This window comes from Diaphorobacter sp., assembly GCF_050251835.1.
Lineage (GTDB): Bacteria > Pseudomonadota > Gammaproteobacteria > Burkholderiales > Burkholderiaceae_C > JBFXIE01.
The window spans coordinates 20950-35428 of sequence record NZ_JBFWLZ010000033.1 but is presented as its reverse complement, the minus strand read 5'-3'; the positions used below and the strand labels follow the sequence as shown (position 1 = coordinate 35428).

12 protein-coding genes are annotated in these 14479 nt (G+C 67.5%); 9 read left to right on the top strand and 3 right to left on the bottom strand.

Annotated features, from left to right (window positions below):
- The first annotated feature begins 106 nt into the window (after positions 1-106).
- From AB7E35_RS11495 to AB7E35_RS11475, 5 genes are all read left to right on the top strand, one after another.
- On the top strand, positions 107-679 hold the full coding sequence (locus tag AB7E35_RS11495) for a TIGR00645 family protein (protein ID WP_428167590.1): 573 nt from the start codon (positions 107-109) through the stop codon (positions 677-679).
- 667 nt (positions 680-1346) lie between these two features.
- Complete coding sequence (gene proV / locus AB7E35_RS11490; protein WP_428164368.1) at positions 1347-2636, top strand: glycine betaine/L-proline ABC transporter ATP-binding protein ProV; 1290 nt, start codon at positions 1347-1349, stop codon at positions 2634-2636.
- A gap of 21 nt (positions 2637-2657) precedes the next feature.
- The gene (proW, locus tag AB7E35_RS11485; protein WP_428164369.1) at positions 2658-3959 is read left to right on the top strand and encodes a glycine betaine/L-proline ABC transporter permease ProW; all 1302 of its coding nucleotides are present in this window, start codon (positions 2658-2660) and stop codon (positions 3957-3959) included.
- Between the two features lie 192 nt (positions 3960-4151).
- Complete coding sequence (gene proX / locus AB7E35_RS11480; RefSeq protein WP_428164370.1) at positions 4152-5201, top strand: glycine betaine/L-proline ABC transporter substrate-binding protein ProX; 1050 nt, start codon at positions 4152-4154, stop codon at positions 5199-5201.
- Positions 5202-5458: 257 nt separating this feature from the next.
- On the top strand, positions 5459-6235 hold the full coding sequence (locus AB7E35_RS11475; protein ID WP_428164371.1) for a Crp/Fnr family transcriptional regulator: 777 nt from the start codon (positions 5459-5461) through the stop codon (positions 6233-6235).
- 30 nt (positions 6236-6265) lie between these two features.
- On the opposite strand, the gene fumC is transcribed toward AB7E35_RS11475, so the two are convergent.
- Positions 6266-7681: a class II fumarate hydratase gene (gene fumC / locus AB7E35_RS11470; RefSeq protein WP_428164372.1), complete on the bottom strand. Its 1416-nt coding sequence runs from the start codon at positions 7679-7681 to the stop codon at positions 6266-6268.
- 202 nt (positions 7682-7883) lie between these two features.
- Here fumC and AB7E35_RS11465 point away from each other — a divergent pair, with 202 nt between their 5' ends.
- Together AB7E35_RS11465 and AB7E35_RS11460 are read left to right on the top strand one after the other, a co-directional pair.
- Complete coding sequence (locus AB7E35_RS11465) at positions 7884-9443, top strand: fumarate hydratase (protein WP_428164373.1); 1560 nt, start codon at positions 7884-7886, stop codon at positions 9441-9443.
- A gap of 152 nt (positions 9444-9595) precedes the next feature.
- Positions 9596-10645: a TerB family tellurite resistance protein gene (locus AB7E35_RS11460; RefSeq protein WP_428164374.1), complete on the top strand. Its 1050-nt coding sequence runs from the start codon at positions 9596-9598 to the stop codon at positions 10643-10645.
- A 73-nt stretch (positions 10646-10718) separates the two neighbouring features.
- On the opposite strand, the gene AB7E35_RS11455 is transcribed toward AB7E35_RS11460, so the two are convergent.
- Together AB7E35_RS11455 and pmbA are read right to left on the bottom strand one after the other, a co-directional pair.
- Positions 10719-11630: an EamA family transporter gene (locus AB7E35_RS11455; protein ID WP_428167589.1), complete on the bottom strand. Its 912-nt coding sequence runs from the start codon at positions 11628-11630 to the stop codon at positions 10719-10721.
- A 25-nt stretch (positions 11631-11655) separates the two neighbouring features.
- On the bottom strand, positions 11656-13089 hold the full coding sequence (gene pmbA, locus AB7E35_RS11450) for a metalloprotease PmbA (protein WP_428164376.1): 1434 nt from the start codon (positions 13087-13089) through the stop codon (positions 11656-11658).
- A 98-nt stretch (positions 13090-13187) separates the two neighbouring features.
- On the opposite strand from pmbA, the gene yjgA reads away from it, so the two are divergent.
- The gene (gene yjgA / locus AB7E35_RS11445) at positions 13188-13886 is read left to right on the top strand and encodes a ribosome biogenesis factor YjgA (RefSeq protein ID WP_428164377.1); all 699 of its coding nucleotides are present in this window, start codon (positions 13188-13190) and stop codon (positions 13884-13886) included.
- Positions 13867-14469 (top strand): molybdopterin adenylyltransferase, encoded by a 603-nt coding sequence (gene mog, locus AB7E35_RS11440; protein ID WP_428164378.1) that lies wholly within the window; start codon positions 13867-13869, stop codon positions 14467-14469. Before yjgA ends, mog begins: the two co-directional genes overlap by 20 nt.
- Positions 14470-14479 lie beyond the last annotated feature (10 nt).

Sequence of the window (14479 nt, the reverse complement as noted above, 5' to 3'; positions counted from 1 at the left end):
GCCTGTATGCACAAGGTGCTCACGATCATCAACGCCGTTCTCAAATCCGGCGTGCCTTGGCAAGTGAGTTATCCACATGCTGGAGCTATCTCAAAATGACTTGACTTTGAACACAGTTGCTCTTCCCTCCCTCATTTTTGCCAGCCGCTGGCTGCAGCTGCCGCTGTACCTGGGCCTGATCGCCGCCCAGGGCGTTTATGTCTGGCACTTTCTGCTGGAGCTGTGGCACCTGGTGGAGGCCGCCTTTGGCAACCAGGCCGCGCTGCAGGCGCTGATCACCGGCATTGGCTACAAGCCGGATGCGCCAGTCCATTCGCTCAACGAGACGGTGATCATGCTGGTGGTGCTGGCGCTGATCGACGTGGTGATGATCTCCAATCTGCTCATCATGGTGATCGTCGGCGGCTACGAGACCTTCGTGAGCCGACTGGGCCTGGATCGCCACCCCGACCAGCCCGAGTGGCTGGGCCATGTGAACGCATCGGTGCTGAAAGTGAAGCTGGGCCTGTCGATCATCGGCATCAGTTCGATCCACCTGCTCAAGACCTTCATCAATGCCGCCAACTACAGCGAAAAGGTGCTGATGTGGCAGACCATCATCCACATCACCTTCTTGCTCAGTGCGCTGGCCATTGCGCTGACAGACAAACTGCTGCACGCATCCGACAACAGGCACTGAAACCGCTGGCGCCACGCCGCCCACCCACGGACTGCCCATGCATTCCGTGGTTTTTTGTGCCCAAAGCGGCTGCAACCCATGTGGATCAGGCGCCAGCCGCTTTCATTTTTGAACATCAAGACCGGCTTGACTCAGTCACATGCCCCAGGGGCTAGCTTCTCGCCCTATAGCACAAAGTAAAAACCCTGTGTTTTGACTAAAAAACACTGAATCCCTATACTTTTTGCATGTTTTACAACCTGCCATGCAGGTAATCTGTTCTTGGTAGCCGTACGGCGCAGGGGCAGATCGTTGTGCCGGTGTGCAGCCCCAGCTGGCGGCCCCGGTGCCCAGGCCGAAGTTTTCAGCCCTGATGCCCAGGGTGCCAGCCGCGATCGTGCGGCGCCGCGGCACCCGCGTGATCGTGCAAGTCCTCCGCCAGACCTCTTGCGCCGCGCACCCAGGCCCTTGCGCACCCTCTTCAGGTGCCATTCGGGCCGATCTGGTCATCCTTTTGTGACCACCCTCCACCCGGCCCTGCAGGCCGCGCCCGTCGATTGGCGACGCGCGCGCCCCCCGCCGGGCCGCCGCATCGGGGTTTTGCAGCTGCTTTGGCCTTCGCGCGCCTGCCGCCATTGCTGCGGCGGGCGCCAGTTCAACCCGTTTCAACCGAGGAAGGACCCACACCGTGGCCAAGCAAATCATCATCGACCATGTCTTCAAGGTCTTCGGCGACGCGCCGCAAGACGCGCTGCGCCTGGTGCGCCAGGGCATGAGCAAGCAGCAAATCCTGGAGCGCACCGGCCAGGCGATTGGCGTGTTTGACGCCCACTTCACCATCGAAGCCGGCGAGATCTTCGTCGTCATGGGCCTGTCGGGCTCGGGCAAGTCCACGCTGGTGCGCATGCTCAACCGCCTGATCGAACCCACCAGCGGCTGCATCGTGGTGGACGGCCAGGACATCAACCAGCTGGACGACAGCCAACTGCGCGCCCTGCGGCGCAAGGACATCAGCATGGTGTTCCAGTCGTTTGCGCTGATGCCGCACATGACGGTGCTGGACAACGCCGCCTTCGGGCTGGAGCTGGCCGGCGTGGACCGCTCCCAGCGTCAGCAGGCCGCGCAAGCGGCGCTGGAGCAGGTGGGCCTGGGCGCCTGGGGCGCCAGCTACCCGGATGAACTGTCGGGCGGCATGCAGCAACGCGTGGGCCTGGCGCGCGCGCTGGCGGCGGACCCGTCCATCTTGCTGATGGACGAAGCCTTCTCGGCGCTGGACCCCATCATCCGCACCGAGATGCAATCCGAGCTGCTGCGCCTGCAGCAGGTCAAGCGCCGCACCATCGTCTTCATCTCGCACGATCTGGACGAGGCCATGCGCATCGGCGACCGCATCGCCATCATGAAAGACGGCCAGGTAGTGCAGGTGGGCACGCCTGACGAAATCTTGCGCAGCCCGGCCAACGACTACGTGCGCAGCTTCGTGCGCGGCGTGGACGCGGCCGCCGTGTTCAAGGCCGGCGACATTGCGCGCCAGGCGCTGACGATGGTGTCTTCGCACGGCGACCGGGGCTGCCGCGCGGCGCTGCGCCTGCTGGAAGACTCCGACCGGGACCACGCCTACGTGCTGGACAGCCGCAAGCGCCTGCTGGGCGTGGTGTCGTCGCAGTCGCTGCGCGATGCGCTGCAAGGCCACCAGGGCGCACTGGGGCTGCACCACGCCTTCTTGCCGGGCGCCCAGGCACTGGACGCGGCCGCGCCCGTGGCCGACCTGTTCGGCCCCATGAGCAACGCACCCTGCCCGCTGCCGGTGGTGGACGAGGCCGGCACCTACCAGGGCGTGATCAGCCGCACCACGCTGATGAAATTTCTGGACCGCGACACCCCCCCCGTGCCGCCGCCCCAGACCGAGATGCCGCCCGTGCAACTCAACCCGCACTTTCCCGCGCGCGCCGCCAACCCCGTTGCGCCCACGCACTGACCGCCCACCAGGAGAAGACGCATGAACGACATGGCGCAAGACCCCCGCACCACTGCCTTCGACGCCCCATGGACGCCCGCCGCAACCGATAGCGCCCCGGCCATGGACAGCACCGCCATTGACAGCTCCCCAACGCCCGCTGCTGCCACGCCCATGCAGGCGGCCGACCCATGGGCCGACAGCGCTGTCGCACCCACATCGCCCCCCGCAGCCGCCGACCCCTGGGGCACGCAAGACATGGACAGCACCGCCGCCAGCGCCGACTGGCTGGACGCCGCCGCCGCACCGGCGGATCAGGCCAACCAGGCCGGGCAAGCCGGCATGGGCGGTCTGGACGGGCTCTGGCAGCAAATCACCACCGACGGCCTGCCCGTGCAAGACTGGATCAACGACGGCCTGGGCTGGGTGGTGGACAACTTTCGCCCCTTCTTTCAGACCGTGCGCGCGCCCATCGACGGCACGCTCAACGGCGTGACCGACCTGCTGCTGGCCGTGCCCGCGCCGGTCATGGTGGCGCTGGTCGCGCTGCTGGCCTGGCAATTTGCCGGGCGCGGCCTGGCCGTGGGCACGCTGGTGTCGCTGGGCCTGGTGGCGCTGCTGGGCATCTGGCCCGAAGCCATGGTGACCCTGGCGCTGGTGCTGACGTCCCTGCTGTTTTGCGTGGCCATCGGCCTGCCCATGGGCATCGTGCTGGCCGCCAGCGACCGCATCCAGCGCTGGACGCGCCCGCTGCTGGACGCCATGCAGACCACGCCCGCCTTCGTCTATCTGGTGCCGGTGGTGATGCTGTTCGGCATCGGCAACGTGCCGGGCGTCATCGTGACCATCGTGTTCGCGCTGCCGCCGCTGGTGCGCCTCACAAACCTGGGCCTGCGCCAGGTGCGCCCCGACCTGATCGAGGCCAGCCGCGCCTATGGCGCCTCGCCCTGGCAGCTGCTGTGGAAGGTGCAGCTGCCGCTGGCCATGCCCAGCATCATGGCGGGCATCAACCAGGCGCTGATGCTGTCGCTGTCGATGGTGGTCATCGCCTCGATGATCGCCGTGGGCGGCCTGGGCCAGATGGTGCTGCGCGGCATCGGGCGGTTGGACATGGGCCTGGCCACCGTGGGCGGGCTGGGCATCGTGCTGCTGGCCATCGTGCTGGACCGCCTCACCCAGGCCATGGGCCAGCCCCGGCGCGGCAATGCCCGCTGGTGGCAGACGGGCCCCGCCGGCGCGCTGCTGCGCGCCCTGGGCCGCGCCGGCCAGCGCCAAGGCCCTGACCAGTCGCACACCCGGTCGCAGCCCCACCCGCTACCCGCTGCCCGCCAATCCGCGGCCTGAGAGGCTGAGAGTCTTTCGCCTATGCCCGCCTTGCACGCCAAAACATCCCTGCTCGTCGTTACAAATGCTCGCCATAGCCCGAGCTATGGCTGCGCTTTGCGCCTTGATCAGTGGCGTTTTGACGCGCCTTTCGGTCACGGGCAAAAAACTCTCAGCCTCTGAGCCGCCCCAACCCGCAAAGGAACCCCATCCATGACACAGACCACACACCTGCCGACCGCCGAGCGCACCACCCGCGCCACCCGCCACCTGCTGCGCGCCCGCCTGGCCGCCACCTGCCTGGCCCTGGCCTGCACCGGCGCGCTGGCGGCCGACCTGCCCGGCAAGGGCGTGCGCGTGCAGCCGCTCAAAAGCTCGCTGGCAGAAGAAAGCTTTCAGACCCTGCTGGTGATGAAGGCACTGCAGCAGCTGGGCTATGACGTGCAGCCCATCAAGGAAGTGGAATACCCCACGGCCCACGTCGCCATTGCCAACGGCGACGCCACCTTCATCGCCTCGCACTGGAACCCCCTGCACTCGGACTACTACCTGAACGCCGGCGGCGACGCCAAGCTGTACCGCAAGGGCGTGTACTCCGGCAACGCGGCGCAGGGCTACCTGATCGACAAGAAAACCGCCGATGCCCACCAAATCACCAACCTGGAGCAGCTCAAAGACCCCAAGATCGCCAAGCTGTTCGACGCGGACGGCGACGGCAAGGCCGACCTGACCGGCTGCAACCCCGGCTGGGGCTGCGAGGCAATGGTCGAGCACCACCTGGATGCCTACCAGCTACGCCCCACCGTCACGCACCAGCAAGGCACCTATTCGGCGCTGATCGCCAACACCATCACGCGCTACAAGGCGGGCCACCCCATCCTGTACTACGCCTGGACGCCCTACTGGGTCAGCAACGTGCTGAAACCCGGCAAAGACGTGGTGTGGCTGGAGGTGCCCTTCTCCTCGGCCCCCGGCGCACAAAAAGGCCTGGACACCCGGCTGCCCAACGGCAAGAACTACGGCTTTGTGGTGAACCAGCAGCACATCGTGGCCAACAAGGCCTGGGCACAGGCCAACCCTGCCGCCGCCAGGCTGTTCGAGGTGATGCAACTGCCCGTATCGGACATCAACGCCCAGAACCACCTGATGAGCCGCGGCCAGGACAAGCCCGCCGACATCGAGCGCCATGTCAACGGATGGATCAAGGCCCATCAGAAGACTTTTGACGGCTGGCTGCAGCAGGCGCGGGGTGCAGCGCGCTGACGGGTGAAGGGTGACGGGTGGGGGCTGGAGGCGGGAGGCGGGAGGCGGGAATGCAAGCCTAAATGACCTTTAGCCCTTTCAAAACAAGCGCCTGAAGCTATATTTTCAATAGCAAAATACCGCCAATCCGTCATTCCCGCGTTCGCGGCAATCCAGCGCCCCGCCACCACCGCAGGGCGCCCGCCCGTACACGGCGCGAATGCCCCCATGCAGTCCTAGAATGGCCGTCCCGCCGCGCTGCCCGTCCTGCCAAGTCCATGCAAACATCACCGCGCCTGAATGCCGACGCCACGCCCCCACGTATCTTGCTGACCGCACAGGAGCGCGAGGCCATTAGCCGCAGCGCCTGGTTTTCCTCGCTCACGCCATCGCTGCGCCACGACATCCTGCGCCTGGCCAGCGTCACGCGCCATGCGCACGGCGACCTGATCGTGCAGCAGGGCGCGCCCATCCGTGACTGGTTTGCCTGCGCCAGCGGCGCGCTGCGCTTTCGGCGCACCACCGCGTCGGGCAAGCGGGTCACGCTGGCCTATGTGGAGCCCGGTATCTGGGTGGGCGAGGCCGAGGTGCTCTACGGCGGCCCCTGCACCTACGACGCGCATGCCCACGGCTGCGCCACCGTGCTCAGGGTGCCCGAGCCGTCTTTTCGCGCGCTGCTGCAGCAGCACCCCTCGTTTGGCGAATCGCTGCTCACGCTGCAGGCCTGGAGCATGCGGTCGCTGTACTGCATGATGGAAGACATGGCCACGCTGGCGCTGCGCGCGCGCCTGGCCAAGCAATTGCTGCATCTGCTGCAGCGCTTCGGGCCGCGCCACCTGGAGTGCGGCGACAACCGCCGGCTGGGCCTGTCGCTGGCGCAGGACGAGCTGGCCTGCCTGCTGGGCAGCTCGCGCCAGCGCGTGAACGTGGAGCTGAAATGGCTGGAGCGCCAGGGCCTGATCAGCCTGCGCTCGCGCGGCATCGAGCTGCACGACGTGCAGGGCCTGAAGACCCTGGTGGACAAGGCCACCGCCGACGGCACGCCCGAAGACTGAATTGCCAGGCCGCCCCCAGAGGCCGGGAGGCTATTGGCGTCCGGTCATCCTGGCCGGCACCACCCATTCATCAAACTGCGCCGCAGTCACATGGCCCAGCGCCAGCGCGGCCTCGCGCAGCGTGGTGCCGTCGTGGTGCGCCTTCTTGGCGATCTGCGCGGCCTTGTCGTAGCCGATGTGCGGATTGAGCGCGGTCACCAGCATCAGCGAGCGCTCCACCAGCTCGGCGATGCGCGGGCGGTTGGGCTCCAGCCCCACGGCGCAGTGGTCATTGAAGCTTGCCATGCCGTCGGCCAGCAGCCGCGCGCTCTGCAGAAAGTTGTGGATGACCAGCGGGCGGAACACGTTCAGCTCGAAATTGCCGCTGGCGCCACCGATGTTGATGGCCACGTCGTTGCCCATGACCTGCGCGCACAGCATGGTCAGCGCCTCGCACTGCGTGGGATTGACCTTGCCGGGCATGATGGACGAGCCGGGCTCGTTCTCGGGAATGGTGATCTCGCCGATGCCGCTGCGCGGCCCGCTGGCCAGCCAGCGCACGTCGTTGGCAATCTTCATCAGGCTGGCAGCCAGGGTTTTCAGCGCGCCGTGGGCGTGCACCAGGGCGTCGCAACTGGCCAGGGCCTCGAACTTGTTGGGCGCGGTGACCAGCGGCAGGCCCGTCAGATCAGCCAGCTCGCGGGCCACCGCGGCGGCATAGCCGGCGGGCGCATTCAGGCCGGTGCCCACCGCGGTGCCGCCCAGGGCCAGCTCGCACACATGCGGCAGCGCGGCGCGCACATGCTGCTCGCCATGCTGCAGCTGCGCCACCCAGCCTGATATTTCCTGCCCCAGGGTGAGCGGCGTGGCGTCCTGCAAGTGGGTGCGGCCAATCTTGACGATGCCGTCAAACGCCGCAGCCTTGTCTGCCAGCGTGGCGCGCAACTGCTGCAGCGCGGGCAGCAGCCGGTGCATCAGCGCATCCACCGCGGCCAGGTGCATGGCCGTGGGAAACACGTCATTGCTCGACTGGCTCTTGTTCACGTCATCGTTGGGGTGCACCAGGCGCGCCTGCCCGCGCGGGCCACCCAGCAGCTCGCTGGCGCGATTGGCCAGCACCTCGTTCATGTTCATGTTGGTCTGCGTGCCCGACCCCGTCTGCCACACCACCAGCGGAAACTCCTGCAGGTGGCCGCCGGCGATCACCTCGTCGGCCGCCGTCACGATGGCCGTGGTTTTGGCGGTGTCTAGCAGTTGCAGCGCGTGGTTCACGTAGGCGCTGGCGCGTTTGACCTGGGCCAGCGCGCGAATCAGCTCGGGCGCCATGCGCTCGCCCGAGATGGCAAAGTGCTGCAGCGACCGCTGGGTCTGCGCGCCCCACAGCCGGTCGGCCGGCACCTCGATGGGGCCGAAGGTGTCGTGCTCGGTGCGGGTGAGCGGGCTGGGGCTGGTGGATGGGCTGGTCATGTGAAGGGCCTCGGCAGGCGGTTGAGGGGTGGGCATGGATCGCATTTCACCGCAATCGGCCGCGCGCCGGAAGGGCTGGGCGACCCTGCCTGCCGGTAGCGCCACGGGCACCGTGCGTGCGGGTTGTTTGCCCCCGCATCCGCCCCGCGCAAGGCGGGGGGCGATAATCGCCCGCGTTCGTTTCACATACTTACCCTCCCACATGAGCACGACCATCCGGTACAACGACCTCGTGGAGTCCGTGGCTGCCGCGCTGCAGTACATCTCCTACTACCACCCTGCCGACTACATCCAGCACCTGGCCCGCGCCTACGAGCGCGAGCAGAGCCCCGCGGCCAAGGATGCGATGGCGCAGATCCTCACCAACAGCAAGATGAGCGCCACGGGCCACCGCCCGATCTGCCAGGACACCGGCATCGTCAACGTCTTCCTGAAGATCGGCATGGGCGTGCGCTTTGAGGGCTTTGCCGCCGACCAGAGCCTGGAAGACGCCATCAACGAAGGCGTGCGCCGTGGCTACAACCACCCCGACAACACGCTGCGCGCGTCGGTCGTGGCCGACCCCCAGTTCGCCCGCAAGAACACCAGGGACAACACGCCCGCCGTCATCAGCGTGCAGATCGTGCCCGGCGACAAGCTGGACGTGACCGTGGCCGCCAAGGGCGGCGGCAGCGAGAACAAGTCCAAGATGGTCATGATGAACCCCAGCGACAGCCTGGTGGACTGGGTGCTGAAAACCGTGCCCACCATGGGCGCCGGCTGGTGCCCGCCGGGCATGCTGGGCATCGGCATTGGCGGCACGGCAGAAAAGGCCGTGCTGCTGGCCAAGGAAAGCCTGATGGAAGACCTGGACATGTACGAGCTGCTGGCCAAGAGCCAGCGCGGCGAGAAGCTCGACCAGGTCGAGGAGCTGCGCCTGGAGCTGTACGAAAAGGTCAACGCCCTGGGCATCGGCGCGCAGGGCCTGGGCGGCCTGGCCACCGTGCTCGACGTCAAGATCAAGATGTACCCCACGCACGCAGCCAGCAAGCCCGTGGCCATGATCCCCAACTGCGCGGCCACGCGCCACGCGCACTTTGTGATGGACGGCTCGGGCCCCGTGTACCTGGAAGCGCCTTCGCTGGACCTGTGGCCCAAGATCGACTGGGCGCCGGACTACAACAAGTCCAAAAAGGTGGACTTGAACACCCTGACCCGCGAAGAGGTCGCCAGCTGGAAGCCCGGACAGACGCTGCTGCTCAACGGCAAGATGCTCACCGGCCGCGACGCCGCGCACAAGCGCATCCAGGACATGCTGGCCAAGGGCGAGAAGCTGCCCGTGGACTTCACCAACCGCGTGATCTACTACGTGGGCCCCGTGGACCCGGTGAAGGACGAGGCCGTGGGCCCCGCAGGTCCCACCACCGCCACGCGCATGGACAAGTTCACCGACATGATGCTGGAGCAGACCGGCCTGATCGCCATGATCGGCAAGGCCGAGCGCGGCCCGGTCGCCATCGAAAGCATCAAGAACCACCAAAGCGCCTACCTGATGGCCGTGGGCGGCGCCGCCTACCTGGTCAGCAAGGCCATCAAGAATGCCAAGGTGGTGGGCTTTGAAGACCTGGGCATGGAAGCCATCTACGAGTTCGACGTGGTGGACATGCCCGTCACCGTGGCCGTCGATGCGGGCGGCACCAGCGCCCACATCACCGGCCCGGCCGAGTGGCAAAAGAAGATCGCCGCTGGCGAATACAAGGTCGTGCCCATGGTGGCCGCCTGAGGCGTGCCCCCATGCGCTGACCCGTGACAAAAACCGCCCCCGGGGCGGTTTTTGTTTTTCTGCCCCATCGGCAGCACCGGTGGGACAGCACGGGGAACCACGCCGCCCCCCAACAATCCCATGACCACCTCTTCACCCCAACCAGGAACACCATGACCGCAGAAGAAATCCGCGCCACCTTGACCCTGTGCCTGATGGCTTCTTACGCCGACGGCGAGAAGCACGACCGCGAACGCGAGCAAATCCGCCAGGTGGCGCAAGGCCTGGCGGGCGACGAGCAGGTCAACCTGCCCGGCCTGTATCAGGACGTGCTGCTGCGCCGCGTACAGCTGCCCGAGGTACTGGGCCGGCTGACCACGCCAGAGTCGCGCCAGCTGGCGTACGAGATGGCCGTGTGCGTGTGCGAGGCAGACGGTCACACCAGCGCCAAGGAAAACGACTTCCTGGCCCAGGTGCGCCAGGCCTGGGGCATGGCCGGCACGCAAGCCCCGACCGGCTTTGACGCCCAGGCCCAGGCCGTGGTCGAGGCGCCCTTGCAGGCACCGCTGGCCGAGCCCGCGCCCCTGCCTGCCGCACCGGCTGCAGCGACTGGCGCAGCAGCCGCGGTCACCGCGTTGCCTGCGCCCCACCCCGCCGCCGTAGATGCACTGCCCGCCACCGCCGCGCAGCGCCGCCCGGGCAGCCTGGCGCCCGCAGAGATGGACCGCAAGATTCTGCAAGCGTCGATCATGAACGGCGCCATCGAGCTGCTGCCCGAGAACCTGTCCACCCTGGCCATCATCCCGCTGCAGATGCGGCTGGTCTATCAGATCGGCCAAAGCTACGGCTACGAGCTGGACCGCGGCCACATCAAGGACTTGCTGGCCACGCTGGGCGTGGGCCTGACCTCGCAGTATCTGGAGCAGGCCGGCCGCAAGCTGCTCAGCGGCCTGCTGGGCAAGGCCGGCAAGGGCCTGCTGGGCGGCCTGGGGCGCCAGGCCGTGAGTAGCGGCATGAGCTTTGCCGCCACCTACGCGCTGGGGCATGTGGCCAATCAGTACTACGCGGGCGGGCGCCAGCTGTCCACCGACATGCTCAAGGACGCCTACCAGCACGTCATGCAGGACGGCCGGCAACTGCAGGCGCGCTATCTGCCGCAGATGCAGGAAACCGCGCGCCAGCTGGACACGGCAAAAATCCTGTCGATGGTGCGCGGCGGCTGATGCAAGATCGCTGACTTGCTACTAATACAGTAGCTGTCAGCGCTTGCCAAATAAGCGCTAGAGCCCTATTTGCCTATATACGGCGGCCACGCCGCGCCCACAGCCCGCCAAACTGGTTGACCATCATGCCCAGCAGCACGCCCAGCGTGCCCAGCCACTGCCAGGCCGAGGGCCGCTCGCCCAGCAGCAGCATGGCCGACACCAGCCCCACCACAGGCACCAGCAGCGACAGCGGCGCCACCGTGCTGGCGGCGTAGCGCTGGAGCAATCGCGTCCACAGGCCGTAGCCCAGCAAGGTGGACAGCAGCGCCAGATAGGCCACCACGCCCAGTTCGCGCCAGCCCAGGCCGCGCAGTTGCTGCGCCATGGTGTCCGCGCCGTCCACCCACCACGACAGCAGCAACAGCGGCACGATGGGAAACAGGCTGGTCCAGACGATGAAGGACACGGGCTCGTAAGGCCCCTGGCGCGCGGCCACGCGCGTGAGCAGGTTGGATGTGGACCACATGGCCGCCGCGCTCACCGTGAGCACGAAGCCCGCCAGCGTCATGCCCGAGGCTCCGTCGCCATGCGCCGCGCCAATCAGCACCAGCCCTCCGATGGCGATGCACAGGCCCAGCCACTGCCAGCGGTGAGGCACCTCGCCCAGAAAGGCCGCGGCCAGCAGCATGGTGATGAAAGCCTGCGTCTGCAGCACCACCGATGCCATGCCGGCAGGCATGCCCAGCTGCATGCCGGTGAACAGCAGACCGAACTGCCCTACGCCCTGCGCCAGCCCGTAGCCCGCCATCACGCCCCACGACAAATGCCGCGGCGGGCGCACGAAGAGCACAAACGGCAGCGACGCCGCCATGAAGCGCAGCGCGCACAGCAGCAGCGGGGACACCGTGGCCAGTCCCCACTTCATGACCACGAAGTTCAGTCCCCAGACCAAAACGACCACCAGCGCCTTGGCCCAGTCGGCGCGCGACAGCGCGGCGCTCATGCGCCGGCCCCGGGCATGGCGCGGCTCAACTGCCCGCCACTTTCATACGGTTGATGAGGATGGAGCCCACCGTCTTGGCGCCGTAGTTGTAGGCGTCGGCGCCCACGGCCTCGATGCCGCGCAGCATGTCCCTGAGGTTGCCGGCGATGGTGATCTCATGCACCGGATAGGCGATCCGGCCGTTTTCCACCCAGAAGCCGCTGGCGCCGCGCGAGTAGTCGCCCGTCACGTAGTTCACGCCCTGGCCCATCAGCTCGATCACGAACAGGCCCGTGCCCAGTTTGCGCAGCATGGCGTCCAGGTCGTCGCCCGGCTGCGTCAGGCGCGACGACAGCACCAGGTTGTGCGAGCCGCCGGCGTTGCCGGTGGTCTTCATGCCCAGCTTGCGCGCCGAGTAGGAGCTGAGAAAGTAGCCCTGCACGCGCCCTGCATCCACCACCTGGCGCGGCGCCACGCGCACGCCCTCATCGTCGAACGGCGAGCTGCCCTTGCCGCCCAGGATGAAGGGGTCTTCGGTCACATCGACATGGTCGGCAAACACCTGCTTGCCCAGCGAATCGACCAGAAAGCTGCTCTTGCGGTACAGCGCGCCGCCGCTCACCGCCTGCACGAAGCCGCCCAGCAGGCCGGCGGCCACGGGCGACTCGAACAGCACCGGGCATTCGGTAGTGGGGATCTTGCGGCTGCCCAGGCGGCTGAGGGCGCGCTGGGCGGCGTAGCGGCCCACGGCCTCGGGGGCGGCCAGCTCGCGCGCATCGCGCATGGAGCTGTACCAGGCGTCGCGCTGCATCTCGGCGTTGCGCCCGGGCAGCGAGGCGATTGGCGCCACCGACAGGCTATGGCGCGAGCTGGCATAGCCGCCGCGAAAGCCGCGCGTATGGGCGCTGAAGAAATGGCTTTGCTGGGCCGACACGCCCGCGCCCTCGCTGTTGGTGATGCGCTTGTGGGTCTTGAACGCGGCGGCCTCGCACTCCAGCGCCAGGCGGGCGGCCTCCTCGCTGGTGATGGCCCAGGGGTGGAACAGCTGCAGGTCGCGGTGCGTTTCCTGCGGCGCGATGTCGGCCGCGTCGGGCAGGCCGGCCACCGGGTCTTCGGCGGTAAAGCGGGCGATGTCGTAGGCCGCCTGCACCGTGCGCTCCACGGCCGCCAGCGAAAAATCGGACGTGCTGGCATTGCCGCGGCGGTGGCCCAGGTACACCGTCACGCCCAGCGACTTGTCGCGGTTGCGCTCCACGGTCTCCAGCTCGCCCTTGCGCACGTTGACCGACAGGCCGCAGCCTTCGGAGGCATCGGCCCCCGCGTCGGTGGCGCCCAGCTTCTTGGCGTGCTGCAGGGCGTGGTCCACCAGTCCTTCAAAAAAGTCGCGGGAATAGCTAAAGCCGCTGTCGGGCTGATTCTGGGACGGGGTGCGGCTGGGGGCGGGTGCGGCGCTCTGGGCGCGGGAGCTGGGTTTTTTCATGGCGGCGGCTATGATACTTGCCCCCCTGCGCCACGGCGCGGCGCCCGTCATCCGCCGCCACGCGGCCCGGGGTCAGCCTCTCCCGACCCTGCCCCACCATGTCACGCAAACCCAAAAAAGGCTATTTTGTGAAGGGCCATTTCGTTGCCGAAGGCAGCGAGCTGGACTTGCAACTCAAGGCCGAACTCAAAGGCACCGCTGGCGCCACCAAGACCGACCTCAAGCGCGAGATGGATGCGCTGCAGGACCTGGGCACCGAGCTGCTCACCCTGCGCAGCGACCTGTTCGCGCGGCTGCAACTGCCCGAAAAGCTGCAGGACGCGCTGGCCGAGGCCAAACGCATCACCAACTTCGAGGGCAAGCGCCGACAGATGCAGTTTGTCGGCAAGCTGATGCGCAAGCTGGAAGACGACACCGTCGCCGCCATCCACGCCGCGCTGGACGAGCAGCGCAACGGCTCGGCCGCCGAGAAGCTGGTGCTGCACCAGTCCGAGCACTGGCGCGACCGCCTGATCGCCGACGACGATGCGCTGGCCGCCTGGCTGGAGCAGTTCCCGCGCACGGACACGCAGCAAATCCGCGCCCTGATCCGCCAGGCGCGCAAAGACGCACCACCCGCCCACGACGCCCAGGTGGCCGAGTCGCAAGGCCTGGCACCGCGCAAGAGCCGCGCCTACCGCGAGCTGTTCCAGCTGGTGCGCGAACACCTGGCGCCCCAAGAGCGTGCAGCATCCCACCCTGCATCCGCACCCGACACCGATGACCCGGAGGACGGCCATGCCCCACAGCACCCCTGACTACGAGCCGGTCAAGATCGGCATCGTCTCCATCAGCGACCGCGCCAGCAGCGGCACCTATGAGGACAAGGGCCTACCGGCCCTGCACGACTGGCTCAAGCGTGCGCTGCACAACCCGATTGCGTTCGAGCCGCGCCTGATCCCCGACGAGAAAGAGCGCATCAGCGCCACGCTGATCGCGCTGGTCGATGCCGGCTGCAGCCTGGTGCTGACCACCGGCGGCACTGGCCCCGCGCTGCGCGACGTCACGCCCGAGGCCACGCTGGCCGTGGCCGACAAGGAGATGCCGGGCTTTGGTGAGCAGATGCGCCAGATCTCGCTGCGGTTCGTGCCCACGGCCATCCTGTCGCGCCAGGTGGCGGTGATCCGCGGCCAGTGCCTCATCATCAACCTGCCGGGCCAGCCCAAGGCGATTGCCGAAACGCTGGAAGGCCTGAAGGACGAGGGCGGCGCGCAGTTGGTGCCCGGCATCTTCGCGGCAGTGCCTTATTGCATCGACCTGATCGGCGGCCCCTACCTGGAGACCCGCCCTGAGGTCTGCAAGGCCTTCCGACCCAAGACTGCCGTGCGCCCGGCGCGCTGAACGCGCCCTC